Annotated in this window: 22 protein-coding genes; 18 read left to right on the forward strand and 4 right to left on the reverse strand. The window is 44.1% G+C overall.

Features of this window, described 5'->3' with window-relative positions; genetic code table 11:
* Window positions 1-71: 71 nt before the first annotated feature.
* Together AC6H04_RS00010 and AC6H04_RS00015 are read right to left on the reverse strand one after the other, a co-directional pair.
* Window positions 72-983, reverse strand: a complete 912-nt coding sequence (locus tag AC6H04_RS00010; protein WP_497569737.1) for a proline-specific peptidase family protein — start codon at window positions 981-983, stop codon at window positions 72-74.
* A gap of 50 nt (window positions 984-1,033) precedes the next feature.
* Complete coding sequence (locus AC6H04_RS00015) at window positions 1,034-3,433, reverse strand: Xaa-Pro dipeptidyl-peptidase (protein WP_497569738.1); 2,400 nt, start codon at window positions 3,431-3,433, stop codon at window positions 1,034-1,036.
* Window positions 3,434-3,577: 144 nt separating this feature from the next.
* Here AC6H04_RS00015 and AC6H04_RS00020 point away from each other — a divergent pair, with 144 nt between their 5' ends.
* On the forward strand, window positions 3,578-4,726 hold the full coding sequence (locus AC6H04_RS00020; protein ID WP_497569739.1) for a cation:proton antiporter: 1,149 nt from the start codon (window positions 3,578-3,580) through the stop codon (window positions 4,724-4,726).
* Window positions 4,727-4,953: 227 nt separating this feature from the next.
* Here the strand turns inward: AC6H04_RS00020 and AC6H04_RS00025 are convergent, their stop codons facing one another.
* Window positions 4,954-6,360, reverse strand: coding sequence for an APC family permease (locus AC6H04_RS00025; protein WP_497569740.1), 1,407 nt, complete (start codon window positions 6,358-6,360; stop codon window positions 4,954-4,956).
* Window positions 6,361-6,568: 208 nt separating this feature from the next.
* Here AC6H04_RS00025 and AC6H04_RS00030 point away from each other — a divergent pair, with 208 nt between their 5' ends.
* The 12 genes from AC6H04_RS00030 to AC6H04_RS00085 all read left to right on the forward strand — a co-directional run bounded on the left by AC6H04_RS00030 (window position 6,569) and on the right by AC6H04_RS00085 (window position 17,273).
* A complete protein-coding gene (locus tag AC6H04_RS00030) occupies window positions 6,569-6,997 on the forward strand; it encodes a bis(5'-nucleosyl)-tetraphosphatase (protein WP_497569741.1) in 429 nt (142 codons plus the stop codon).
* A gap of 11 nt (window positions 6,998-7,008) precedes the next feature.
* Entirely contained in the window at window positions 7,009-7,572 is a 564-nt protein-coding gene (locus AC6H04_RS00035; RefSeq protein ID WP_497569742.1) for a guanylate kinase, read from the forward strand.
* 105 nt (window positions 7,573-7,677) lie between these two features.
* The gene (locus tag AC6H04_RS00040; RefSeq protein WP_497569743.1) at window positions 7,678-8,115 is read left to right on the forward strand and encodes a Fur family transcriptional regulator; all 438 of its coding nucleotides are present in this window, start codon (window positions 7,678-7,680) and stop codon (window positions 8,113-8,115) included.
* 358 nt (window positions 8,116-8,473) lie between these two features.
* Entirely contained in the window at window positions 8,474-9,652 is a 1,179-nt protein-coding gene (locus AC6H04_RS00045) for an RNA-guided endonuclease InsQ/TnpB family protein (protein ID WP_497569744.1), read from the forward strand.
* 153 nt (window positions 9,653-9,805) lie between these two features.
* On the forward strand, window positions 9,806-10,294 hold the full coding sequence (locus AC6H04_RS00050) for a hypothetical protein (protein ID WP_497569745.1): 489 nt from the start codon (window positions 9,806-9,808) through the stop codon (window positions 10,292-10,294).
* 14 nt (window positions 10,295-10,308) lie between these two features.
* Entirely contained in the window at window positions 10,309-11,271 is a 963-nt protein-coding gene (locus AC6H04_RS00055; protein ID WP_497569746.1) for a DUF6681 family protein, read from the forward strand.
* Window positions 11,272-11,361: 90 nt separating this feature from the next.
* Complete coding sequence (locus AC6H04_RS00060; protein ID WP_497569747.1) at window positions 11,362-11,748, forward strand: hypothetical protein; 387 nt, start codon at window positions 11,362-11,364, stop codon at window positions 11,746-11,748.
* A gap of 410 nt (window positions 11,749-12,158) precedes the next feature.
* Window positions 12,159-12,899, forward strand: coding sequence for an amino acid ABC transporter ATP-binding protein (locus tag AC6H04_RS00065; RefSeq protein WP_098823866.1), 741 nt, complete (start codon window positions 12,159-12,161; stop codon window positions 12,897-12,899).
* A gap of 17 nt (window positions 12,900-12,916) precedes the next feature.
* Complete coding sequence (locus tag AC6H04_RS00070; RefSeq protein WP_497569748.1) at window positions 12,917-13,750, forward strand: transporter substrate-binding domain-containing protein; 834 nt, start codon at window positions 12,917-12,919, stop codon at window positions 13,748-13,750.
* Window positions 13,747-14,385, forward strand: a complete 639-nt coding sequence (locus AC6H04_RS00075; RefSeq protein WP_497569749.1) for an amino acid ABC transporter permease — start codon at window positions 13,747-13,749, stop codon at window positions 14,383-14,385. The genes AC6H04_RS00070 and AC6H04_RS00075 overlap by 4 nt, the downstream gene beginning before the upstream one ends.
* Window positions 14,386-14,397: 12 nt before the next feature.
* Complete coding sequence (locus AC6H04_RS00080) at window positions 14,398-15,051, forward strand: amino acid ABC transporter permease (protein WP_497569750.1); 654 nt, start codon at window positions 14,398-14,400, stop codon at window positions 15,049-15,051.
* 401 nt (window positions 15,052-15,452) lie between these two features.
* Complete coding sequence (locus AC6H04_RS00085; RefSeq protein WP_497569751.1) at window positions 15,453-17,273, forward strand: glycosyl hydrolase family 28-related protein; 1,821 nt, start codon at window positions 15,453-15,455, stop codon at window positions 17,271-17,273.
* A 145-nt stretch (window positions 17,274-17,418) separates the two neighbouring features.
* Here the strand turns inward: AC6H04_RS00085 and hflX are convergent, their stop codons facing one another.
* Window positions 17,419-18,699, reverse strand: a complete 1,281-nt coding sequence (hflX, locus tag AC6H04_RS00090; protein WP_497569752.1) for a GTPase HflX — start codon at window positions 18,697-18,699, stop codon at window positions 17,419-17,421.
* A gap of 536 nt (window positions 18,700-19,235) precedes the next feature.
* On the opposite strand from hflX, the gene AC6H04_RS00095 reads away from it, so the two are divergent.
* The 5 genes from AC6H04_RS00095 (at window position 19,236) to AC6H04_RS00115 (ending at window position 25,018) form a co-directional block, all read left to right on the forward strand.
* Complete coding sequence (locus tag AC6H04_RS00095) at window positions 19,236-20,873, forward strand: peptide ABC transporter substrate-binding protein (RefSeq protein ID WP_497569753.1); 1,638 nt, start codon at window positions 19,236-19,238, stop codon at window positions 20,871-20,873.
* Window positions 20,874-20,980: 107 nt separating this feature from the next.
* Complete coding sequence (gene opp3b, locus AC6H04_RS00100; RefSeq protein WP_497569754.1) at window positions 20,981-21,910, forward strand: oligopeptide ABC transporter permease; 930 nt, start codon at window positions 20,981-20,983, stop codon at window positions 21,908-21,910.
* A 15-nt stretch (window positions 21,911-21,925) separates the two neighbouring features.
* Window positions 21,926-22,948, forward strand: a complete 1,023-nt coding sequence (locus AC6H04_RS00105; protein WP_497569755.1) for an ABC transporter permease — start codon at window positions 21,926-21,928, stop codon at window positions 22,946-22,948.
* Between the two features lie 13 nt (window positions 22,949-22,961).
* Window positions 22,962-24,050 carry an ABC transporter ATP-binding protein gene (locus AC6H04_RS00110; RefSeq protein WP_497569756.1) on the forward strand — a complete coding sequence of 363 codons (1,089 nt, stop codon included), beginning with the start codon at window positions 22,962-22,964 and terminating at the stop codon, window positions 24,048-24,050.
* Window positions 24,050-25,018: an ABC transporter ATP-binding protein gene (locus AC6H04_RS00115; RefSeq protein WP_497569757.1), complete on the forward strand. Its 969-nt coding sequence runs from the start codon at window positions 24,050-24,052 to the stop codon at window positions 25,016-25,018. Before AC6H04_RS00110 ends, AC6H04_RS00115 begins: the two co-directional genes overlap by 1 nt.
* Window positions 25,019-25,037 lie beyond the last annotated feature (19 nt).

Genomic DNA, 25,037 nt, shown 5'->3' on the forward strand with positions numbered 1-25,037 from the left:
AAAGTTCGACGGAATACGTTTTTTGCGTTAAATTCTGAAATCTACCGAGTTGTGGCACACTCTTTTTTGATTTAGTCGTTAAAATTGTTACTTTCAACATCGCGAATAAAGGTTGCCAAATGATCGTAATAAACGGGTGCATTATCGATCATGTGATGGTGACCACCTTCTGGAGTGGTTACTAAACGAGCATGTGGAATTTCAGTTGCCATGCGTTTAGCTGTTGAAATTGGCATGGTTTCGTGTTCACCAAAGGTCAGTAAGGTTGGCACTTTAATGTCCTTGAGGTGAGATTCAAACATCCATTCCTTTAATTTACCAGTGATGACGAATTCATTGTCACCTTGGAAAGCGCCATAAACGGGACGTGACATGGTTGGAATCAAGTGGGAAATTGCGGCTGGCTTTTTCCGGTCAACGTAACCATCATTCAAGACATCCACGTACTTTTGGTATTGTGGATCGTCGTAGTTGTTGGCAGCTTCTTGCTTCTTCATGTAAGCCACAGCATCAGCTGGTAATGCTTCGTCACGAACTTGGTTGATGTGAGTGACGTATTCGTCAATGTTATCGACCATTGATGAAATGATGGCACCCTTTAAATGCTGACCGTACTTAGCAGCGTACATTTGTACTAATGCGCCACCCCATGATTGGCCAATCAAGTAGAAGTTGTCCAAGCCTAATTTTTGACGAACTTCTTCAACTTCATCCAAGAAGTAGTCATAGGTCAGGTACTTTTCAGCAATCTTAGGATCATTGTAATCGGGTTGGTCTGAGTACCATGAGCCCAATTGGTCATACATATGAACCTGAACGTTGAGTCCCTGTTTCTTAAGTTGCTGAGCAGTGTCTTCCCAGTATTCATGGTTGCCACCGGGGCCACCGTGCAGTGCAAGCAGGTGAATATCGCCTTCACCCTGCGTGTTGGTCCACAGATGATAACCGTTATCTAGCGTAATGATCGTGGTGCCTTGTTTCATGTGAATTACCTCGTTTCAAATTGAAGTTAACTACCATAATATCACGAACTCTATAGGTGGGGAAGTTCTAACCAGCTATTGGCCAGTGAGATTGTGTAGGTGATCTGCTGATTACCGCGAACGGTCATGCCAAAGTCGGTGGCATAGACGATCAGCCCTAGTTGGTGCCCTGCGGTAAGTCGATAATGGGTGGGTTGCAGTTCTAGTGTCACTGGATAAACCTCGCCCGGTGTAATGGTATCCACCTGAGTCAAAGCGGTTCGATTTTGTAAATTCAGATGAGCCTTCGAAATCAGTTGATAAGGTGTCGGCTTCTTAGCCAGTTCATATTCACGTAGATCCTCTTTACGGAAATGGTAGCCCAACGCCATGGCTTGCCGTGCCAGGACAGTTGGTAGTGGGTTCAATCGTTTAAAGTTGCCTAAATCTACCAGTTCGGCACTGATCAGGCCAATGGGTTGATCGGACGCTACGCTGAGGTGTAACACGGGGCAGCCGTCAATCACCAAGTCGTCGGTTTGAGCAGGTGCACGAAAGATTTGGCGGTGGCCTTCAAGTGGAGATGGTTCCTTCACTAAATCACGCTGCCACTGGGCGTTATCTTTGGCATATTGTTTAAAAATGCCATCGTCTAACTGATCGTTAAATTGAACAGTAGCTTGATCCGTGGTGTCAGTAGAAAGCCCGTCAGTGGTTAAATGATAGTGAGCCGCATGGTTAGTAGTTGCACCCCAATCAGACTCGGTCTGCCAAGATTCAGCACTGGCGTTATCTTGAATCAGCACATCGGGCAAAATCGTTTCTGCATGGTTATCTAAATCGTAGAGTTCATGTGACAGCCAGAGATTGACCATGTCTGTGAAGTCCAGCGAGCGAAAGTTATTGATGTAGATGTGCGGCCCCTGATGCAAAATGAGCTTGCGGCTGATAGGCAGATCACTAATGGCTCGCCAAAGTTTTTCTGCGTTACGTGGCTTGACGTTCCAGTCGTTAAGTCCGTGGACGATCATCACGTCAGCTTTAATCTGCTTAGCATTTTTACGGTAGTTACGAACATCCCAGAAGTCGTTATAATTCCCCGTTGTGCGATCTTGTTCGGCCGTAATGGCTGTCAGTTGCTGTTGCCACTTTTCCTTGATGCGGCTGTAGTCGCCGGCTTGCTGCTGACGGGAGAAGGTTTCTTCTGCCAGCACATCAGCGTCTTCACCAGGGAATCCTCCTGGAGCAATGACCAAACCGTTTTCACGGTAGTAATCGTACCAACTGGAAATCCCAGCTTCGCAAATGATTGTCTTCAGGCCCTCCACGCCGGTAGTTGCGGCAGCGGTAGCCAATGTACCTAAGTAGGAGCGGCCAGTCATGGCTACGTGACGGTTTGACCAAGTTGCGGCGATGGCAATATTAGACGTGCGGTTGGTGAAAGCGGTCCGTTTGCCATTTAGCCATTCGATCACAGCAATCGTGGAAGTTGTTTCTTCCGGATCACCGGTGGTTCGTAGACCGTCTGACTCCTTGGTGCCAATACCGGCTGCGTACACCACGGCGAACCCCCGTGCGAGAAAGTAGTCGTTTAGGCTGTAATCAAACGTGTTACCGAAACTTTCGTCAGCTTGATCGGTATGCGTATTGATGACTCGTGGTTCCGGTACTTTAACTGGTACGGTCTGTTGACTACTTAAAGTACTGGCGGTTATCGGTTTTTCTGTCAATGGAACGTTAACGTTGTGTGTCAGCGCATCACCGTCAGCGTCGTTAGTTCCTTGATTGTAAGGTGAAGCCGTGTAAAGGACCGGTACTGGTTGCTGATTTGATTCACCGGGTCGGGTAATTTCCACTTTCAGCAGGTCTCGCAGATTATCGTGGTCAGTATCCTGAGAAGATTCTACATAGACGACTTCATGGATCAGCTTAGTGGTGTCAAAAACGGGTTGAGCCTTACCATTAAAGAATAGCGGTTTGGGCAAGTTATCGAGTCGACGGAAATAACCGCGACCAGCTAGCTGATCCAGAAAAGTCTGGCCCGTGGTGGTATGGGTGATGAGTAACTGATACCAGGCGTGAAGCAAGTCATCGTTAGTCAACGAATCGTGTTCAAATTCAGGTAAATTAACTTTTGAAGCAATGGTTGCTGGCGAGTCAATCTGGAAATCTCTGCCAGTCTCAAAGCCTAAGAGTTGCAGGATCAGATTATAAATATGTAACGGTTTGATGTCACCACTAATTTGGGTCAGTGACAGCGCATCTAACTGGTTAGCAGCCAGCAAGTTAGCAATTTTGGTATCCGCAGCTTCATGACTGTTGACCTCGGGGAAACTTTGTTGGAGTAAACGACGTAATAGCCGGTGAGGCGTGAGTTGTAAATCAGCTTGACGGATGAACTGAATTTGTAGTAATTCTTTCTTTTCGTCAGCCAAAGTTGTGGGTGCAATTGCAAATTGATTAATTTTCATAAGGTCATTCCTCCTGCAGGTGAGTATTGTTTCCATTATACCGCAGCCATGCCATATAAGCCGAGCTGATAGCCAGGGGTGTTTGAGTCATGATACACTGTAATAATAACTAATTTAAGGACAAGGATAGAAAGGAACGTTGATGTGAACTATATTGGCGAAATAGCGCTAATTTTATTTGCCACTACAATTGCTGGCGCGCTTAGCCAGCGAATCGGGATTCCCAGTGTGATTGGTCAGCTGCTGGTGGGCATTTTACTTGGACCAGCTTTACTGAACTGGATTCGGCCAGGTGAGCTGTTAACGGCTGGAGCAGAGATTGGCGTGATCATTTTGATGTTCATGGCTGGGCTGGAAAGCGATTTAAAACTGTTAAAAAAGTACTTTAAACCCGCAATCAGCGTGGCAACAATGGGTGTCATCTTACCCATGATCTGTTTTTATATTTACGGTGTGCTCATGCATCAAAACTTTGAACGTGCCATCTTTTGGGGTGTAGTTTTCGCGGCCACTTCAGTTTCAATTTCGGTTGAAGTGCTGCGGGAATTCGGTAAATTAAACACTAAGGAAGGTGCCACCATTCTTGGTGCCGCCGTTGTGGATGACATTATGGCAGTGCTGATCCTGAGTATCTTTGTCAGCATGTTTTCTAGTGGCAGTCGTAGCGAACCTAATTTACTACTCAGTATCGGCGAACAGCTTGCTTATTTTGTGATGGTGTACGTGGTGATTCGCTGGATCGCACCGTTTTTGATTCGGTTATTTGAACACTTACCGGTACCGCAATCGGTGCCGATTATGTCTTTGATCATTTGTTTAGGCATGGCTTATTTAGCTGACTTAACCGGATTGAGCGCTGTGATTGGTGCCTTTTTCGCAGGGATCGCCGTGGCTCAAACCACCGCGAGAGAAGAAGTTGAAACTAATATCAGTCCCATTGGTTACGCGTTTTTCGTGCCGATTTTCTTCGTCAGTATCGGGATTGAAATGCGCTTTGATCACTTCTGGAGCAACATTTTGTTGATCCTGGGAATGACCGTTGTTGCCGTGTTATCTAAATTAATCGGCGGTGGACTAGGTGCTAAAGTTTTAGGCTTCAACTTTAATAGTTCATACGTCGTGGGAGCCGGTATGGTTTCCCGTGGTGAAATGGCCTTGATTATCGCCCAAATTGGGTATCAGGCGAAACTTTTGGCACCTGAGCTGTATTCGGAATTGATCGTGGTGATCATCTTGTCTACAGTCATTGCGCCGTTGCTGTTGAAACATGCTATTGCTAGGCTGGATTCATAGTTAGTTGAGAAGATATAATTTGTCTGTTTTGATATGTGAAGTTCAACGTATTCTTAACTGACATCTTGCTAAGAATATACGGATGCTCGATACTTTGATAGGGTCTAATCATGTTCCGCAACTCAGATTCCGGCCATATAAGATGAATAAACCCCATTCCAACAAAATTCATCGGAATGGGGTTTATTCATCTTATATGGCCGGAATCTACCGAGTTGCTGCACACACTATTCTGCATTCTTCGGATCGTTCAACCGACTATGATGCATACCATAACTCAGGTATAAGATCAGTCCAAACAAGAACCAGATACCAGAAGCAATCCAAGTTTCAGCTTGCAGCTGAGTTAGCATGAACAGGCACAGAAAGCCTGAAACGATTGGTAATACTGGATACCAAGGTACTTGGAAGCCTTGATTATTCTCAATGTCTTTATTGTGACGCAGAGGAATAATCCCAAAGGACACGAACAAGAAGGCAATCAGGGTCCCGATGTTAACTAAGTTGGTCAGTTGATCAAGGGGTACGAAACCACCCATGACCGCAATCACAACAGTAATCGTTCGTAAACTGTTGATGGGGTTACCGTGCCGGTCTAATTTGCCTAAGAACTTCGGCAGCAAGCCATCACGGCCCACTGAGTAGATTAACCGTGAAGAACTGTAGATCATGGTAACCATCATGGTGAACATCCCAGCTAAAGCGCCCAGTGCAATAACACCGGCAGCCCAGTTTTGATGAACCACTTGTAACGCAAATGAAACGGGATCAGCAACGTTTAACTTCGTATAGCTAATCATTCCAGTGAGGACGATAGCGACCAAAACGTATAGCAAGGTTGCGATGATCAACGTTCCAATGATACCGATTGGCATGTTCCGTTTGGCGTTCTTTACTTCAGCAGCTGAGCTGGAAACCGCATCAAAGCCAAGGTAGGCGAAGAAGACAGCGGATGAACCAGCCAGCACACCATGGAAACCGAATGGCATGAAGGGATGCCAGTTACCTGGTTTAATGAAGAAGGCACCCACCACGACAAACAGCAAAATAATAGCAATTTTGACGAAAACGATAATGTTGTTTAGTCGGACGGATGATTTCACTCCGTGTGCCAGCATCAACGAAATGATCAGCACGATGATAATGGCGATCCAGTTACCATAGGAACCATGAGCGATGTCTAAGGGACCCACGATTGACGATGGAATATTGACACCAAAGCCGCTCATGAAGGATTTAAAGTAGGCACCCCAGGCACTAGAAACGGCGGCCACAGCCAGCACGTATTCCAAAATCAAAGCCCAGCCAAGAATCCAGCCAATGATTTCACCGTAAACCAGGTTACCATATGAATAAGCACTCCCAGCAACGGGTAGGGCAGAGGCAAACTCGGCGTAACACATGGCTGCAGTGGAACAAACAATGGCCGCTAAGACAAAGGATAAAATAATTCCGGGACCAGCCTTGGTTGCAGCCACAGTACCAGGTAGAATAAAAATCCCGGTACCAATAACGGCTCCAATCCCTAGTGAGATTAAGTCAACCGCCGACATGGTTTTTACAAATTTCTTGTCAGTTTCCAAGTAACGGTCAACTTTTTCCCGACGAAAAAGACGCGAAATAAATGATGACATATAAACTTCCTCCAAATTAAATATTGAAAAGAATTTTAAGTCCATCTTAACCATGTTAGGCTTCAAAAGCAATTCACAGTCTAACGCTGGCATGTTCATTCCCGTTAAGTTTTGGGAAATTTGTCTAAAATAGAATTTCCCAGTTTGCTTGCCACACTGATTAGGCTAAAATAAGAGTTATTAATATTTTCGGAAGGATGATTTGATAATGACAACTGAAGTAGCTAGCGGCGCAGTGGTTTATCGGGTTCAAAACGGTCAGCCGGAGTACCTGTTACTTAAGAGTGCTACCAGTGATTTTTGGGGCTTTCCTAAGGGCCATGTAGAAGGTAAGGAAAAGTTAGACGAAACGGCTATTCGAGAGATTCGTGAGGAAACCCAGCTTCAGGTCGAACTCGATACGAATTATCACGATGAACTCAAATATGAGCTGCCAAACGGCAATCATAAAGAGGTCCACCTCTTCGTCAGCGAAGTCCCTGTTGACGTTCAAATTAAAAAACAAGACGTTGAGATCAGTGATTACGGCTGGTTTGACGAAGATGAAGCAGTTGATCGGTTAACCTACGATAATTTAAAGCAGTTGATGAAACGGACGCACCAGTATATTTCTGCAAAAATTGCAGCTAATCAATAATGGGGGAAGTCATGAAGCACGTCATTGTCATTACGGGTGCAACGGGAACCGGGAAAACAACGGTGAGTACCTATTTAAAAACCAAATATCAGATTCCACGGATCATTACGCATACTACTCGGCCAATGCGACCTGGTGAGAGGGATGGTGTGGACTATTACTTTGAAACTGACGCCAGTTTTGCCAAGAATCACTACCTAGAGTCAGTGACTTACGCTGGTTACCAGTACGGGTCTTCATATGAAGGACTTCAGCGGGCGTTTGAAAAATCCGATTTAGTCAGTATCGTCCTTGATACTAAGGGAGCTGAAACGTACGTCCGTGATTTGAAAGAGCAGGCGTTTATCCTGTTTTTGACTGTGGGCAAATCGGTGGTGCTGCACGAACGGCTTAAGGACCGCGGTGATCAGTTAGAAATGATTCAGTCGCGAATTAAAAGCAAGGAATACAGTCGCGACTTGACCTTACCTGAGGATCTAAAAGGAATCGCAATGGTTCTCCAAAACGATGATTGGGCTAAGACCCAAGAGCGGCTTGCAGCAATCGTGGCAAAGCTGAAAACACCCTCTTTGTAAAAAACAACGGACATATGTATTATTGTTCATATATTTGTGATACACTGTCTTAAGCGTAATCATTATTGTTTAAGACGGAAAACACGTTCAAAGAGGTGTCATTAAATGCCGGCAGAACTCGCCCAAGCGTTAACAGAATTAAAGAAAAATCATTTAAAAGTCACGAAACAGCGTAAAGCACTTTTAAGCTATTTGCTTGAAAATCAAGATCACTACCATGATGTAACCCTGGTTGATGAGTACATGAGAAAACAGTTTCCCGGGATGAGCCACAATACCATTTACCGTAACATCAAGGAGTTTGAAGAAGCGGGGATGGTTGAGCAGCAGGTTCAAGGAGAACAGGCACGGGTCAAGTATCAGTGTGATTTCAGCCACTTGCACCATCATCATTTTATTTGCCAAAATTGCGGTAAAGTCACGGAACTTAAAGAATGTCCAGTGGATGTTTTTAAGGATCAGTTACCGGGTTATGACATCGTTGGTCATCGGATTGAACTGTATGGTATCTGTCCTGATTGTCAAAAACTACTCGCAAAATAAGATGTGTAAACAAACCTTATTTAATATTTAAGGTTTGTTTTGTTGTTTATTAATAATAATTTGAGATACTAATGGTTAATAAAAAGTTTTGAGGAGGAATGAACAGTAACTGTTTTGTTGTAAAAGAATATCAATCTTTGTAAAGGGGTGCTTCTATACTATACTATTGCCTATTTTATAAGTCTGGTAAAAAATATAACCAAGTTAAAGTTGGGTGTTAAATTTTTCGTATTAGCTGATAGCTTATGTGTAGTGATTTATATGAATTTCATTAAAAGGCTTTTTGGACTAAATACATCCCGTATAATATGAGGGACACCTCACCTTGGTGATTAAATCCAATAAGGCGGAACAACTGATGTTACTCACCTATAAAGTCGAAATCAAGCCAAATGAAAAACAAGCCTGGCTGATTGATTGTCATATTGGTGGCAGTCGTTGGGCCTATAACCTGTTTTTGGATATTAACCGGCAACGCTATGAATGCGGTTATCATTACATGGGCGCTTATGAGTTTAGCAAGTGGTTTAACCATGAGTATCTTGAGAGCAATCCTGATGACAGGTGGATCAAGGATTTATATGCTAAATCGGTTAAACAGGCCTTTATCGATGCTGATACGGCCATGAAGCGATTTTTTAAGAAACAAAGTGGTTTCCCACATTGGCGCTCGTTTAAGCACGGTCAGGGCAGTTATTACTTTGTTAAGAACGGTAAAACGCAAATCGTTCCTTGTCAGCGTCATCGAATCAAGTTGCCTAAGCTCGGTTGGGTGCGCCTCAAAGAATTCGGTTATATTCCCACTGATGCCGAGCATTTTGTGATTAAACAAGGCCGGATCAAATTCAAGGCTGGTCGTTATTACTTGACCTGTTTAGTGGAACAGGCCGAATTACCAAAGTTGGAACTGACTGGTGAGCCCATTGGCATTGACCTTGGTTTAAAAGAGTTTGCCATTCTAAACGATGGCACTTTATATCACAATCAAAATAAAAGCAGTCGGATAAGACGCATCAGGAAACGCCTTAGACGCCTGCAAAGAAAATTGTCTCGTCAGTATCTTGCACTGAAAGCTAGAAGACAGAAAGAAGGGAAGTCTGCTACTGATTTAAATCTAGCTAAAATTCAGCGGAAGGTGCAACGCTTGTATCAACGATTGACCAACATTCAGTCGGATTATCAAAATAAGATTATTGCTGCTGAGGTGAGAACCAAACCGCAGTGGGTAGCCTTAGAAGACTTGAATGTTAAAGGTATGATGAAAAATCGGCATTTAGCTAAAGCAGTTAGTTACCAAGGATTCTACAACTTTAGAATCAAATTAATCGCTAAATGCCAGCAGTTAGGTATTCCAGTACACTTGACCAACCGTTTTGAACCGACTTCTAAAGTGTGTCACCAATGTGGTCATAAAAAGGTTGATTTAAAATTGAAAGATCGGGTGTATGAATGTCGAAACTGTCACTATACTGAAGATCGTGATATTAATGCGGCCCTGAATATCAGGGATACTGAAAACTTTGAATTCGCCTACTAAAACAGGCTTCAAAGTATGTACCGGTGGCTAGCCGGGAATTAACGCTTGTGGACTATCATATCAACTGTATTAGCGAGCTTGATGCGAGGCAGGATAGGACGAAGCAAGAATAATCTATAACTTTTTATAAGTTATTAGTAGCAGGCATAAAATATGGCATACCGGACACCACCCTTTATCACCCCGTTTGCGATCGTTTCGATTGCACTTGCTTTGGGTGCAACTAACGTGGTGGTTAATTCAGTCAGTCACTCCAAAGAGGGGAAACCAGCTAGTGCTCGTGTGATCTCTAATAATTCGGTGACAGATTCAAATAAGCAATCGTCCAGTTCTGATAGTAAATCATCGGATAAAAAGAATTCTAGCAGCGATAGTTCAAAGAAAAAGGATTCCAGCTCTCAGAGCAGTCAAAACGATACGAGTACGACTACTTCAAGTCCGCAAACAGGCACGAGCAATGCTAATGGCACTTCCACTAAAACGAAATCAACGGGTGGAAATACGACCAATAATAACGATGGCACGGGGACAAACGATTCTAAGTCAACCACGACATCTTCACAAACTAATAATACACAGACGAATAATGGGTCAGATGGTACCGATACAACTGGAAGTACTGATCAGACAACGGCTCAATAAGGGGGTGACAATAGTTGTTTAGTTTCTTGGATATGATTAATCACTACCTGGGGTATGTGAACTTAAACGTTAAGCTGAAGAACAGAATATACACCATTCTTGGCGTTATCGGTGTGGTTTACTTACTGTATGTTTCGGTGCGCTGGATTCAAAACGGTTTTGGGCTGCGAGGTAGCTTGATCCTGTTAGTTGCCATTATTTTGGCTTATTTCTCAGTCATGAATGTTTTCTACTACTTTACTAATAAACAAGCACCGTTTGATATTTCGCCTAAAATCGAAAAAATGCTTGGGAAAACGCTTGGTGCCGGTGATTCAGTAACCGAAGATGGTCAGCAATCCAGACACCAACGTGGTAACAACCTTCTAAACGGTGCCAATATCCCGGCTAACGGGTATTTTGACAGTAAAAAGATTTTACCTGGTAAAGTGGCGGTTGACGCGGAACAGAGCAGCAATATTGCACAACTAGCCAATCAATTGCAGCAAATGCAATTGATGACGCCTGATTACGGTGGCTTGGGTTCCCGTGAACTTGCTCAGCAACTGGAAAAGACTAAGAGACCAGTTTACGCGATTGGTTTAGGGGTTAATATTCCCTACTTTGAGTTACAGCAGGATGGTCAGCAGATGATCGTTTACGCTGGTATGAATCAGGCGCAAAAGGCACCAATGGGCAAGATTACAACGGTTGGCTTGCAGCCGATTGAAGATGTTTACGATAAGGTGAAACTGTATCTTGCTAACGTCATCTTAGTTGGTGGTCCGTATATGGAGATGGGGCGTAACGAACCCATTGAAAAGCAGGCGCCATACACGATTCGCGTTCAGTTGGCATATGAGCGGGATAAGCAGGGTCATCACGTACAGCCAAACGAAGCACCTTTGAACCAAGAGGATTTTTCGCAGTCTGAATCGATAACCAATATACCGACATCTCCCGCTGCGCCGACTTCGCGGATGAAGCGGTATCATTAAATAGAGTGTGAACCAAGGCGTTTAGAGACCGTAATAGAACGAGCCCCCACCCTAAATCCCGAACTTGGATTTAGGGTGGGGGCTCGTTCTATGCAGGTCTCTGCCTTGGTGAACACGTTTAGTCTAGATAGAAGTAAAACACCAAATCCCGAACTTGGATTTGTGGCGGGGTGCTGTTCTGTGCAGGTCTCTGCCTTGGTGAACACGTTTAGTCTAGATAGAAGTAAAACACCAAATCCCGAACTTGGATTTAGGGTGGGGGCTCGTTCTATGCAGGTCTCTACCTTGGTAAACACGTTTAGAGAAGCCCGACACAACTTGCTGCTTCTTGAATTTATGCGTATTCCGGAGAGATTTTTGTCGGGATACGCATTATTTGCGTTAAATGGCTGGATCTTGAGGTGTGAAATTGGACTAGATTTGATTGTACTTTATGCCGATCTTAGCCAGCCATCATTTATATTATTTGAGTCGTAATGAGAATAGCATTAGAACGAAGTGAATATTTCTAAAAAAGTGAATATTTTACCGTTTGATGAAAAAATTATCGTAGTCAGAGAGGTGTTGATTTAGCGCGATTTCTGCCGTAATATGAGTCGATATAACGGGCTTAAAGCGATGAATTGCTTTGACCAATGGTTGAATATGGTTTAATATTTATATTGAGACAAAATTAGAAGTGGATGAAATTGGTCGAAATATTTCAGTACTTCAAGGCGTGCACTTACAGTATAGTGCATCTCATATGAACCAAATATCTAATGAATTTCAGCCGTCTAAGCGAGCAGGCTGTATGCCTCTAACAGACCATGCAGCTTGTTCGCTTATCTTGTTGTAGAATACTTTAGAGATTGGTCACTATTTTCTTAAGGCGGAGGGGAAAAAACATGTCAATGATTGAATTTCACGATGTTCAAAAGTACTATGGCGATTTCCATGCTTTGCATGACATTAACCTGACCATTGATGCAGGTGAAACCGTGGTGCTTATTGGCCCATCAGGTTCAGGTAAATCAACCTTAATTCGGACGATTAACGGTTTGGAACGGATTCAGGAAGGTAAGCTGATCGTTAATGGTCAGGATTTAGCTGATAAAAAAACGGATATGAACCGGATTCGCAAGAACGTTGGGATGGTGTTCCAACATTTCAACCTTTATGCAAATAAAACGATTTTGGAAAACATTATGTTGGCACCAAGACTGGTTTTGAAACGACCAGAAGAAGAGAACAAAAAAATTGCTATGGACATGCTTGACCGAGTCGGTTTGGCTGATCAAGCACCTAAGATGCCATCACAACTTTCTGGTGGTCAACAACAGCGTATCGCGATTGCCCGGTCCTTAGCCATGCGGCCTAAAGCACTGCTGTTTGATGAACCAACCAGTGCCTTGGATCCAGAAATGATTGACGATGTGCTGAACGTTATGAAGGATATTGCCCGCGACTCGTCAATGACTATGTTAGTGGTTACCCACGAAATGGGCTTCGCTCGTGAAGTGGCTAACCGGGTTATCTTCATGGCAGATGGCAGAATCCTTGAAGACGATACGAAAGAGAAATTCTTTGATGGGCAGCCAAGTAACGAACGTGCTCGTCAATTCTTAAGCAAGATTATCACTCACTAAAGTCAGGAGATGGGAGCATGAAGAAATTTTTCCGATTGGTCGGCGTTATCATCTCTAGTCTTGCATTAGTGCTGGTATTGTCTGCCTGTGGATCAAAATCACTGGCAGATCAAAACGTGGTTACCCGTGCTAAGCGGACTAACACGATTACTTGGGGTGTTAAAGCTGATACGAAATTGTTTGGTTTAATGGACGTAAAGAACAGTCACATCAACGGGTTCGAAGTTGATATGGCTAAGGCGCTCACAAAACAGATTTTAGGACCCAAAGGTAAAGCAGAGTTCGTTCAGGTAACAAGTTCAACCCGGATGCCTTTACTGAAAAACGGGAACATTGATGCCATTATGGCGACCATGACCATTACACCAGAACGGTTGAAACAAGTCGATTTTTCTCGGTCGTACTTCGATGCCGGACAATCCTTGCTGGTTAAAAAGGGTAGTGCCGTTAAAAACGTGAAGGATCTTAACCATAAAGGGGCAACTGTCTTGGGCGTGGTTGGTTCTAACTCTGTTCAAAACGTTGCCAAGTTTGCACCAAAGGCTAAAGTGCTGCAGCTTTCTGATTACGCACAAGCCATGACGGCGTTGAAGTCGGGTCAAGGTGAGGCGTTGACTACTGATAACGGTATTTTAGCCGGTATGTCAGTTGAAAACCCTGGCTACGTGTTGACGGGTGGTGCCTTCACTAAAGAACCATATGGGATTGCCATCAATAAAAATCAACCAGAATTTAAGCGTGACTTGAATCAGGCTTTAACTCAGGTAGAACAGAGCGGTCAGTATAACCGCCTCTTGACCAAGTGGTTTGGGAGTGTACCTGGCATGAACGTTAAGGAGATGGAACGATGATAGCTATTTTTCATAATTACGGCAGTCTATTGCTCCAAGGATTCGGTCAAACTTTACTGTGTAGTGTGATTGCACTGATTTTTAGTTTGATTATTGGATCGATGTTTGCCATTTTTGAAACCACACCAATCAAGTTTTTACGAGTCATTGCGCGGATCTACATTGAAGTGTTCCGGAACATTCCGTTGCTGGTTATCACCATGTTTTTCTTTGTGGTAATTCCCATGTTTATTGCGAAGATCAACGGGTTTACCGCCGGAACAATTGGCCTGACTATTTATACGTCAGCCTTTATCGCTGAGACGGTTCGTTCTGGGATTAATTCAGTGGATCCTGGGCAAATGGAAGGTGCCCGAGCCAATGGGTTATCTTGGTGGCAGTCAATGCGCTACATTGTTTTGCCACAAGCCTTTCGTTACGTCATTCCACCACTGGGCAACCAGTTTATCAACTTAGTTAAAAATTCATCAGTCCTAGCCTTCGTTGCTGGCTTTGACCTGATGTATCAAGGAAACGTGATTGCGTCAGATTCATTGAATACCATGAGTACTTACATTTGCATTGGTATCTTATATCTGATCATCACGTTACCGTTAAGTTACTGGATGCGTTATCTCGAAAAGAAATTAGCCTAGGGGGGTGCAGTCATGAAAGACTTTATTAATGCATACTCATGGATCAACATTCATTATTTGCTTCAGGGCCTTTGGATTACGGTGGCTGTATCCGTAGTCTCGATTCTTGGCAGTTACGTTCTAGGCTCGATTTTGGGCATTGTGCGTTACGTCAATATCAAGATTGTTTCACCGATTGTTGGTTTGTTTATCGATATTATTCGTAACTTGCCGTTGCTGCTGATTATCTTCTTTACCTACTTTGGTTTACCAAACTTAGGCTTTCGTCCCAGCAGTGTGTGGGCAACGATTTTAGCCATGACGGTCTTTGAATCAACGATGATTGCTGAAATCGTCCGTTCAGGTATTGCAGCCGTTGACCCCGGTCAAATGGAAGGTGCCAGAGCGAACGGCTTATCTTATGGGCAAGCCATGTATCACGTGGTCTTGCCTCAAGCCATGAAAAAGATGATTCCAGCGTTGGTGAGTCAATTTATTTCACTGATTAAGGATACGTCACTGGCGACTATTATCGTGTTGCCAGATTTGATGCATAACGCGCAAATCGTTTATGGTCAAAACTCAACGTATATTTTACCGATGTTCCTGATGATTGCCATTATGTACTTCATTGTATGTTATGCATTGTCGCTGTTGTCACGGTCGTTGGATAGAAGAATGAGTTAATGTAAAAGAGTGTGAACCAAGGCGCTTAGAGACTGGAGCAGAACAGCACCCCATCATAAATCCCGAACTTGGATTTGTGATGGGGTGCTGTTCTGTGCAGGTCTCTGCCTTGGTGAGCACGTTTAGTCTAGATAACAGCAAAGCACCAGATAAATCCCGAACTTGGATTTAGGGTGGGGGCTTGTTCTGTGCAGGTCTCTGCCTTGGTGAACACGTTTAGTCTAGATAACAGCAAAGCACCAGATAAATCCCGAACTTGGATTTAGGGTGGGGGCTCGTTCTATGCAGGTCTCTGTCTTGGTGAACACGTTTAACTGATATATTTGAAATAGTTAAACCTAATTCGCAATTTTTTGGTATCCTAATCTTGAGAGATATTTTGCGTTTGGGAGAGGATGCATATGAATAAACTAAGGAAATTAATGTTAGGAACCATCGCTTTTGGACTTACTATGAGCGTCGGGTTTGCACAGCTTGGACAAAATAATTCACCTTTGGACCCGGCTATTGTGGCGCACGCGGATCAAAGCATCAACGTGAAGGACCAGGGAATGGTCGGAAACGGCAAAACCGATAATAGTGCCAAGCTCCAACAGATCATCGATAATGCCGATGAGAACGCCACGATTCACGTTCCAAAGGGCAACTACTTATTTACGAATGCTGAGCTAGATGCCATCGTGCTGCATTCATATATAACCTTTGATTTTGATAAGGGTGCCGAGTTTACGATCAAAGATGGTGATCGGATGGCTTTTGTTTATCCCAGTCCCAAAGGCGGTTACAACGGCGGGATCAGTCACATTACGTGGAATAACGCAACCTTCCGTGGTGACTACAACAAGTCGGATGGACAAAGTATTTTCGTACAATCAATTCATCATGCTAAATACGTAACTTTTAATAACTGTATCTTTGAAAACGCTGAATCACCAACCGGGCACTATCTTGATATTGATGGTAGTCACGATGTTAACGTTAAGAATTCAATCTTCACCGGATTTAACGCGCAAACCGACTATAAAGAAGCGATTCAAGTTGACTATTCTAACCATAAAGCCATGTCATATCACGAACCAGGAGATGTGTATGATAACTTACCGTCTTACAATGTTAACGTGACTAAGAATAGATTTGTACCGCTTTCCAATAAGTCTGGTTCAGTGAAGTCATTTGCACCAAACCCAATTGGGCAGCATGCGCTCTACGCCAACGGTGCCGGTGGCATTATTCACGATATCCACTTTACAAACAATTACGTGCAGGATGCTAAACCACTGTTGAGTGCTGACGGGGCAAACATTCATTTCGTTTGTGTTTCAAACTTATATATCAGCAATAATACCTTTGAAAATAAGGGTGCTTTAGGCTCGGGTAACTACATTCGGATTTATAACATTTCGCCAATTGTGAAGATGTCGAACATCCAGATTACGAATAATAAATTCGTCAACCTTGATCCTAATAATCGGTATGTTTACTTTGATAATTCAAAGGGTGATGGAATCACCGGTGTGAAGGTTAAAGGTAATAAAATTACCAGTTCAAAGAGTAAGATTCCGTTTGTGTTAAGCGCTGGAATGAATTCTAGTGACATGACAGTAAGTTCCAATACTAATAATAAAAACGTGACAGTCAAACCTTCTGATATGAAGAACACCTCGAAATTACAAAAATTGACGGGTAAGTACAAAGCCAATAAAGCCACTAACAAGAAAGAATCATATACTTCTGGTTATAACAGCCAGTACGCCAAGTTAACCACTCAAGCAGCTAAAAAGTACAGTTTGTATAATCATGTTCGCGGCCACGCAGGCTGGTACATTTATAGTCAGCGCGATGGTTGGTCTAACGCCAAGAAATCGGGCATCGTCTATGTTGATATGCGAGCTACGGCTGACAGTGGCAAATGGTACCGAATTCGTTTTAGTTCAAATCCAAACGCACGGAAGTATTGGGTTCGTTCAGGAGCACTGCAGTTTGATGCGATTAAGTACGCCCCTTACGTCCAATCTCTGAGCCCAATCAAAAAATATACAATGTACACCAAGGTATTTAACGACCCGCAACTGGCTAAACTTGCTGGGACAACTGCCGACTTAGGCTCTAAACCAGTTAGTATCACGCAACGGGCGACGCGGGTGTCCGTATCAAATGGTCAAACTTCAACCTACTATTTGGTCAATGATAAATACTGGACGAGGTCAAGCGCTTTCCATTAGAGATGTGGAGACGTAAAAGACATTCACTCCTCTAGACTTTAATCTAGCCAAAATATGCCCTGCAACTCAGATTCCGGTCATGTAACGCAAACAAGCCACTCCGACAAAAAATGTCGAAATGGCTTGTTTGCGTTACATGACTGAATCATTCTTCTTCTAAAACATACTGTTCAAAGCGCTGATAGTCAACATTGGTCACTTCAGCTTCAATCTTGGTGCCATTTTCAAGGTAATCCGTCGACTTAACGCTGGCGTGTTCGTTTAGATACGAAACAATGTCACCCTTTTCAAACGGAATCAGGAAAGTGGCGATGACGTAGTTTTTAAAGACTTTTTCTCTAATGACTTGAACTAGCAGGTCAATTGAGGCGGGATCTTTAGCTGAAACTACGATTTCGTCGCCAGCTCGAGACGGATACTCGTTGTCTGTCAGATCGGCCTTATTGTAAACGGTGACCATTGGTAAATCAGGGACACCGATTTCAGTTAAGGTTTTCTTGGTAGTAGACATCATATCGATCCGGTTAGGGCTGGAGTAGTCCACGACTTGAATTAACAGATCAGCATTGGCGGCTTCATACAAGGTAGACTTGAAAGCTTCCACTAGAGTAGTTGGTAGTTGGGAAACAAAGCCAACCGTGTCGCTCAGCAATAACTTCTTTGAATCATCGAATTGTAGTTGGCGAACGCTGGTATCCAAGGTAGCGAAGAGCATATTCTTAACCATGACTTGTTTATCTTCGTTCATGCCGTAGCGTTTGATCAACTCGTTCATAATGGTTGATTTGCCTGCGTTGGTATAACCGATGAGTGCCACGTTAGGTAATTGGACCCGTTCACGTTGCTGTCGTTTGACGGACGCTGATTTGTCGACTTCTTTCAGTTCATGCCGAACGTGATTGATCTGACGCTGAACGGTTCGCCGGTTTAATTCAATCTGAGCTTCACCGGCACCACGGTTGGTGAAACCACCACCAGCACTAGTCCCCGTTTGTTGGTCTAGTCGTTGGTTCATTGCGGTGTGCAGCCGGGGCATTTGATACTGTAACTTAGCCAATTCAACTTGCAGCTTGGCTTCGCGGCTTTGCGCCCGGTTAGCGAAGATGGCCAAAATGAGCCCAGTTCGATCCATCACGGGGACCTTCACGACTTTTTCCAGGTTTCTGATTTGGCTAGGTGTTAGTTCATCGTTAGCCACCACGATTTCAGCACCAGCATCAACAACGATATCACGTAATTCTTCAACTTTACCAGTTCCAAAGTAGGTTCCGGCAACCGGCTGACTGAGATTTTGTACAGTGGTTTCCACCACGTTCATATGATTAGCTTCTGATAAGGCTTTTAACTCTTCCATGGCGTAATCAAAGTTGTAGCGTCCTGTATTGAGGCCAATGTTAATGACCGGCACAAGTTCGCTGTTATCCATGTTGTCACCATCCTTAATTGTTTAGCTTCAGTATAACATGAGAGTGTGAAGCAACTCGGTAGATTCCAGAATTTAACGTAAACAATGTGTATTTCGACCATACACATTGTTTACGTTAAATGACTGGAATCTGAGTTGTGAAACCGATTTAGCTAGATAAAAGGATTGAACAAAAACAAATTTTTATCTTATTTCAGATAAGAAGCTAAATATGGACGGATGTCACAGCCCCAATAGCCATTACGTATGAATAGCTTTTGCACAATTGATTTTTAGTATCGGTCAGTTTACAATAATGAGAGCTTTTTATTCATTGGAAGATAAATTCAGGTCTTTCCAATTAACTTATTGAACGAAAAGATATTCGAATAAGCGAAAATATATGCAATTTTTGCAATAAAAATTCCAAAGTTTACCCGTGTTAAATGGCTCAGATGATAAAACAGCATTGATTTTAATGTTTTTCTAATATACAATATATATCACGAATCTTAATAATTATGCTTGTGCGTTTATCCAGAATTTGAGGGAGTGAAATGGCGATGCAGTTTAGTAAGACTTTAACATTAGCAGCTATTTCAGGGGCCTCTTTGCTCTTATTTTCCGCATGTGGATCTAAAAACAAGCGACAGTTAACCGATGATCAAACCTTGCATTGGGTGGAAGCTGCTGATCTGCCGACCATGGATCCCTCAAAATCAACGGATGTCGTCAGTGGTGGTGCATTGAACAACGTTGACGAAGGGTTGCTTCGAATTGGGCAGGGGTCGAAACTCAGACCAGGCGTTGCCAAAACTTACCATGTGTCAAAGGACGGTAAGACTTGGACCTTTGATTTGCGGCATTCTAAATGGAGTAATGGGGCACCGGTAACGGCTGCTGACTTTGTTTATGGTTGGCGCCGAACGGTTAAGCCGAGTACGGCAGCCCAGTTTGCTTACCTCTATAATCACGTTAAGAACTATGATGCCGTCAATAAGGGCGAAAAAGCCCCCTCTAAACTGGGGGTAGCGGCTCATGGTAAGTATCAGTTAGTGGTAACGCTATCACGACCACAGAGCTATTTTAAGTACCTAGTGGCTTCCCAAGCGTTTCTACCACAGAACCAGCAAGTCGTTAACAAGTATGGCGCCAGATACGCGACCCGATCTGGTAATGCCGTTTATAACGGCCCGTTTATGCTGGCTGGCTGGGATGGGACTAACGATACCTGGACGTTGAAAAAGAATGATCAGTACTGGAACGCGAAGGCAACCAAGCTAAAAGCAGTTAAATACCGGGTGATCAAGGATCAGGGAACTTGGCTCAGTCAGTATCAGACCGGTAAAGTTGATGAGCTGATGACGGACGGCACACAGTACAGGCACCTTAAAACCTCGCCTGATATACATATTAGAGGTTCTGCTTCCATGTTCTATCTGGAGTTCAATCAGCGAAACGGGTTCTTCAAGAATAATTTAAATGCCAGGAAGGCCATTTCATTAGCGATTGATAAACGGTCCTTAACCCATAATATTTTAGCTGATGGTTCTCAAGCGCCCAAGGGACTAGTTCCTCAGAATCTGGCGAAAAAGGATGGGACTGATTTTGCTGATGCGGCCTACGTTAAATCGGGGACGACTTATGATTTAACCAAAGCACGAGCATTGTGGCGACAAGCTCTGCAGCAATCTGGCCAATCAAGTATTTCGTTGAATCTATTAGCGGATGACACGCCCAACGGTAAGAAAACCGTTGAATTTATTCAAAGCCAGCTGGGAAAACTGCCTGGACTGAAACTGACGACGGTTACCGTGCCATTCAACGTGCGGCTTTCCCGTTCCACTGAAGGTGACTTTGACATGGTGGTGGGTGGTTGGATCGCTGATTTTCCGGATGCCATCTCGTTTAGTTCCTTATTTACGTCCAACAACGCTTACAATCGTGGGCGTTGGCAAAACAAGACTTACGATACGGACGTGAAAAACGCTGAGGGTCGAGATGCAAATGATCCAGATGCCCGGTGGGACGATTTGGTGAACGCCGAGAAGACGTTGATGCAGCAACAGGGCATTGTACCGTTATATCAGCGAACCCAAGCGCAATTGCTGAAACCTTACGTTCACGGCGTTCAGTATTTTCTCACCGGTGCGCAATGGGACTTTAGCCGAGCGTATGTTTCTAGTCACCAGTAACCCGTATTTTAGTGAAGATAAAGCTGAGCGGATGCCCATCCTTGTTTTTACATCTTTTTGGAAAAGTGTAATGATGTTAAATAGTAAGTAGAATGAGAGGTATTTTCATGGCGAAATATTTATTGAAGCGGATTTTTTATCTGCTATTAACTTTATTCATCGTCATCACGGTCACGTTTTTTCTGATGAAACTATTACCAGGGACACCGCTGCAGAACCAGCAAAAGCTGTCACCATCGCAGCAACACCTGATTTTAAAGCAGTATGGGTTAACTAAGCCCGTCTGGCAGCAATATTTGATTTACGTTGGCGGTGTTTTCCAGGGGAACTTTGGGACTTCCTTCCAATTTAGTGATCAACCGGTTTCTTACTTGATTTCAAGCCGGATCGGACCCTCACTTTTGTTAGGGCTTCAAGCAATGATCATTGGTGTGATTCCCGGAATCTTAGTTGGTGCTTTGGGTGCCATTAAGAAGAACACTTGGGTAGATACCACCACCACGATTGTTTCCATTTTGGGTATTTCAATCCCAAGTTTCGTGCTGGCCGTTTTACTGCAGTACTTTATTGGGTTGAAATTACAGTGGTTCCCAATTGCCGATTGGGGCGGGTTCTCCTACACTGTTTTGCCAACAATTGCGTTGGCCGCGTCACCGTTTGCGGATACGGCGCGGTTTACGCGGACGGAAATGGTGGACGTGCTGAATTCCGATTATATCGAGCTGGCCAGAGCCAAGGGGCTGAGTAAATGGGGAGTCATTTATCACCATGCACTGCGGAACAGTTTGATTCCAGTGGTCACCATCATGGGGCCGTTGGCAGTTAACATCATGACTGGTTCAATGGTGATTGAAAACATCTTCTCCATTCCAGGTATTGGTGAGCAATTCGTTAAGTCGATCCTGACCAACGATTACCCAACCATCATGGCTGTTACCATCGTCTATAGTGTCATGCTGATGGTGGTGCTGCTGATCACCGATATCGTTTACGGTATTATTGATCCTCGAATTCGAATTTCTGGCAAGAGTAATTAATTAGGAGGCAAAAAAATGGCTGATGAAGTAAAGCTTCCTGCAGATAGTTTTGAACCTCTTGATAAGTCAAAACATCTCGACAGTGAAAAAATTGCGGCGCCTAACTTGACGTTTATGCAGGATGCATGGCGTCGCTTAAAAAAGAATAAAAGCGCCATTATTGCGATGATCATCCTCGTGATCTTCTTTGTTTTAGCGTTTGGATCAGCGTTCTTCTCACCGCATAATCCTAATGCTGTTAACCCGCAACTGGCAAACTTACCGCCAAAATGGCCGGGCGTCAATATTAATGGGATTAACGGGACACTGGTTCAAGCTGGTAGCCGGGTGAATGCTTATCAAGCTGCTGGTGCCGGTGCTGGTGTGCACTATTGGTTAGGAACCGATTATCTTGGTCGTGATATGCTATCCAGAATTCTCTTTGGGACGCGTATTTCCCTGACAGTTGCTATCGTTGCCACTGCCGTTGACCTGTTGATTGGTGTCACTTTCGGTCTCTTTTCCGGCTGGAAGGGCGGCTGGATCGACAACTTTATGCAACGTGTGATTGAAATCATTATGTCAATTCCAACCCTGGTTGTGGTTGTGCTGCTGATTTTAATTCTAAAACCCGGTATGTCATCAATTACCTTGGCCATTGCGTTTTCTAGTTGGACGACAATGGCGCGGCTGATACGGGCGCAAACGCTGGAGTTAAAGGAACAGGAATACGTGCTGGCGGCGAAGACGTTGGGTGAAAGTTCAATCAAGATTGCCTTCAAGCACTTACTACCCAACCTCTCCAGTATCATCATCATTCAAACTATGTTCACCATTCCAAGTGCTATTTTCTTCGAAGCCTTCCTGTCATTCGTTGGTATCGGGATCAGTGCACCACAAGCATCACTTGGGACATTGCTGAACGATGGTCAGAAAAACTTTCAATTTTTGCCATATCAAATGTGGTATCCAGCCATTGTACTGTCTGTGATCATGATTGCCTTTAACATCTTCGCCGATGGTCTGCGTGACGCCTTTGATCCACAAACGAAAGGGTAGGTGAAGTGAAACTATGCAAAGTAAAGAAACTATTTTGAAGGTCGACCACCTCAAAATCAACTTCAACACCTATGCTGGGACGGTTAAAGCTATTCGTGATGTCAGTTTTGACCTGAAGAAGGGTGAAACCTTAGCCATCGTTGGTGAATCCGGTTCTGGTAAAACGGTCACTACCCGTTCAATCATGGGGTTGCTGGCAAATAACGCGGTGGTTGAGGGTGGCACCATTCAATTCCATGATAAAGACGTGCTAAAAATGTCACAGAAGCAACTAGAAGGTTTACGTGGTGCTAAAATTGCGCAAATCTTCCAAGATCCGATGACCTCGTTGGATCCAACTATGCGAATCGGCCGTCAAATTGCTGAACCGCTGATGATTCATAAAGGTGTTAAAAAAGATAAAGCCATGGCGCAAGCTCTGGAAATGATGAAGCTGGTTGGTATCACTGACGCAGAAAACCGAATCAACGACTATCCGCACCAATTTTCAGGTGGGATGCGGCAACGGATTGTGATTGCCATCGCGCTGATCAATTATCCGGAAATCCTGATTGCTGATGAGCCTACGACTGCTTTGGACGTGACGATTCAGGCACAAATCTTGGATTTAATGCGTGAATTGCAGGACAAAATCTCAACTTCCATTATTTTCATCACCCATGATTTGGGCGTGGTTGCTGGGATGGCTGATCGGGTTGCCGTTATGTATGCTGGCAAGATCGTTGAGTATGGGACCGTGGATGAAATCTTCTATAACCCAAAGCACCCTTACACTTGGGGGCTGTTAAGCTCAATGCCAACGCTTGATACTGACAGTGGCGAGTTGGCTTCAATTCCAGGGACGCCGCCAGACTTACTCGATCCACCCAAGGGTGATGCCTTTGCGGCGCGGGATCCTTACGCGTTAAAGATCGATACGGAACAGGAACCACCGTTCTTCAAGGTTTCTGATACTCATTATGCTGCCACATGGTTATTGCATCCGGACGCACCAAAAGTGACACCGCCGGAACAGATTATTCAGCGGCAAGCTAAGTTTGCGGCCATGCAAAAAGAAGCTAAACAGCATCATCAAATCGAAGAAGAGGAGGAACAGCAATAATGGAGCTTGATAACGCTAAAAAAGTGCTTGAAGTCAGTCATTTGAAACAGTATTTCAACGTTGGCAAGCGCGATGAAGTTAGGGCTGTTGACGATATTTCCTTCGATATTTATGAGGGTGAAACCTTTGGGCTGGTTGGCGAATCCGGTTCTGGTAAGACCACTACTGGTCGTGCCATCATTCATTTATATCGACCAACTAGCGGCTCGATTAAGTTTAACGGGCAAGAAATCATTGGCATGAAGGATAAGCAAAAAATGCAGCAATTTCGCCGTGACATGCAGATGATTTTTCAAGATCCATATGCGTCACTGAATCCACGGATGAAGGTCAAAGATATCGTGGCTGAAGGTATCGACATTAATCATTTAGCTAAAAATGATGCCGACCGTAGCAAACAAGTGGCCGATTTGCTGGCAACTGTTGGCTTGAACCGCGACCATGCTAGCCGGTATCCTCACGAATTCTCAGGTGGGCAGCGGCAACGGATTGGGATTGCGCGAGCACTTGCTGTGCAACCGAAGTTCATCATTGCTGACGAACCGATTTCCGCCTTGGACGTTTCTATTCAAGCCCAAGTGGTTAATCTCCTTAAGAAGCTGCAGCGTGAGCGGAAGTTAACCTTCTTGTTCATCGCCCATGATTTATCCATGGTGAAGTACATCTCGGATCGAATCGGTGTCTTGCATTATGGCCGGATGCTGGAGGTCGGTACGTCGGATGAAGTCTACAATCATCCGTTGCATGACTATACTAGAAGTCTGCTGTCAGCGGTACCGGTACCAGATCCGGAGTATGAGCGGACGCGGACACAGATCAAGTATGATCCGAAGTACGAGGATGGCTCCAAAAAACGTGAATTAGTTGAAATTGTGCCCCATCACTATGTCCAGTGCAGTCAGGATGAGATCCCGATGTATCAGGAGAGAGCGAAGTCAATGGGACTGAGAGTAAAAGAACTCGGGTAGAGCCCAGAGTGTAACGAAA

It is taken from the genome of Secundilactobacillus sp. MJ173, from assembly GCF_059704265.1.

What these genes read in the sequence shown, in the direction of transcription:
- AC6H04_RS00010 (WP_497569737.1), bottom strand. Translation starts at nt 983, where the DNA reads ATGAAACAAGGCACCACGATCATTACGCTAGATAACGGTTATCATCTG.
- AC6H04_RS00015 (WP_497569738.1), bottom strand. Translation starts at nt 3,433, where the DNA reads ATGAAAATTAATCAATTTGCAATTGCACCCACAACTTTGGCTGACGAA.
- AC6H04_RS00025 (WP_497569740.1), bottom strand. Translation starts at nt 6,360, where the DNA reads ATGTCATCATTTATTTCGCGTCTTTTTCGTCGGGAAAAAGTTGACCGT.
- AC6H04_RS00030 (WP_497569741.1), top strand. Translation starts at nt 6,569, where the DNA reads ATGACAACTGAAGTAGCTAGCGGCGCAGTGGTTTATCGGGTTCAAAAC.
- AC6H04_RS00035 (WP_497569742.1), top strand. Translation starts at nt 7,009, where the DNA reads ATGAAGCACGTCATTGTCATTACGGGTGCAACGGGAACCGGGAAAACA.
- AC6H04_RS00040 (WP_497569743.1), top strand. Translation starts at nt 7,678, where the DNA reads ATGCCGGCAGAACTCGCCCAAGCGTTAACAGAATTAAAGAAAAATCAT.
- AC6H04_RS00045 (WP_497569744.1), top strand. Translation starts at nt 8,474, where the DNA reads ATGTTACTCACCTATAAAGTCGAAATCAAGCCAAATGAAAAACAAGCC.
- AC6H04_RS00050 (WP_497569745.1), top strand. Translation starts at nt 9,806, where the DNA reads ATGGCATACCGGACACCACCCTTTATCACCCCGTTTGCGATCGTTTCG.
- AC6H04_RS00060 (WP_497569747.1), top strand. Translation starts at nt 11,362, where the DNA reads ATGCAGGTCTCTGCCTTGGTGAACACGTTTAGTCTAGATAGAAGTAAA.
- AC6H04_RS00065 (WP_098823866.1), top strand. Translation starts at nt 12,159, where the DNA reads ATGTCAATGATTGAATTTCACGATGTTCAAAAGTACTATGGCGATTTC.
- AC6H04_RS00070 (WP_497569748.1), top strand. Translation starts at nt 12,917, where the DNA reads ATGAAGAAATTTTTCCGATTGGTCGGCGTTATCATCTCTAGTCTTGCA.
- AC6H04_RS00075 (WP_497569749.1), top strand. Translation starts at nt 13,747, where the DNA reads ATGATAGCTATTTTTCATAATTACGGCAGTCTATTGCTCCAAGGATTC.
- AC6H04_RS00080 (WP_497569750.1), top strand. Translation starts at nt 14,398, where the DNA reads ATGAAAGACTTTATTAATGCATACTCATGGATCAACATTCATTATTTG.
- AC6H04_RS00085 (WP_497569751.1), top strand. Translation starts at nt 15,453, where the DNA reads ATGAATAAACTAAGGAAATTAATGTTAGGAACCATCGCTTTTGGACTT.
- hflX (WP_497569752.1), bottom strand. Translation starts at nt 18,699, where the DNA reads ATGGATAACAGCGAACTTGTGCCGGTCATTAACATTGGCCTCAATACA.
- AC6H04_RS00095 (WP_497569753.1), top strand. Translation starts at nt 19,236, where the DNA reads ATGGCGATGCAGTTTAGTAAGACTTTAACATTAGCAGCTATTTCAGGG.
- opp3b (WP_497569754.1), top strand. Translation starts at nt 20,981, where the DNA reads ATGGCGAAATATTTATTGAAGCGGATTTTTTATCTGCTATTAACTTTA.
- AC6H04_RS00105 (WP_497569755.1), top strand. Translation starts at nt 21,926, where the DNA reads ATGGCTGATGAAGTAAAGCTTCCTGCAGATAGTTTTGAACCTCTTGAT.
- AC6H04_RS00110 (WP_497569756.1), top strand. Translation starts at nt 22,962, where the DNA reads ATGCAAAGTAAAGAAACTATTTTGAAGGTCGACCACCTCAAAATCAAC.
- AC6H04_RS00115 (WP_497569757.1), top strand. Translation starts at nt 24,050, where the DNA reads ATGGAGCTTGATAACGCTAAAAAAGTGCTTGAAGTCAGTCATTTGAAA.